Consider the following 483-nt stretch of genomic DNA (forward strand, 5'->3'; position numbering starts at 1 on the left):
ACCACCGACACCGACGATGTGGTCGCGTACTACGGCGTCACCAAGGCAGTCTGACGGGCTGGATGTGAAAGCGAAACACGAAGGCATGAGCGAGAACTCGAACAGCCCATTCGCGGTCAAGAACGCGGTGGCCGCTCTCGCCGCAGCCGGGCTGTTCGCGGTCGCCTGCTCGGCCACCGCCGCGGCCGACCCGGCACCGCCAGAGGTTCCGGGCGCCCCTGCGGTTCCCGCACCGGCCCCGGCTCCTGAGCCGCCCCCACCGTCGGGCCCCACAGTGCCCCTCATGGGTGCACCGCTGGGCTCGAACGGGTTGTCGGTCCTGGGACAAACCGGCACCGAAACGGCACCCGGCCGACTCGGCGTCCCCAACGGGGTCGACATGAGTCCCGGCGCATTGCTCGGCCAGTATGCAGCCCCGTCTGCACCGGGTGGGCCGCCACCGACCGAGGCACCCAACCTCAGGGCGTTCAACAACGGATACTT

General features: G+C 69.6%; 1 protein-coding gene. It reads left to right on the forward strand.

Annotation, left to right across the window (positions count from 1 at the left end):
* Window positions 1-283 precede the first annotated feature (283 nt).
* The coding region (locus RM590_RS35480; protein ID WP_311708938.1) for a hypothetical protein at window positions 284-483 on the forward strand (200 nt) is incomplete at its 3' end.

Origin of the sequence: Streptomyces litchfieldiae (assembly GCF_031845365.1) — a bacterium.
In the GTDB taxonomy this organism is placed as follows: Bacteria; Actinomycetota; Actinomycetes; order Streptomycetales; family Streptomycetaceae; genus Streptomyces; species Streptomyces litchfieldiae.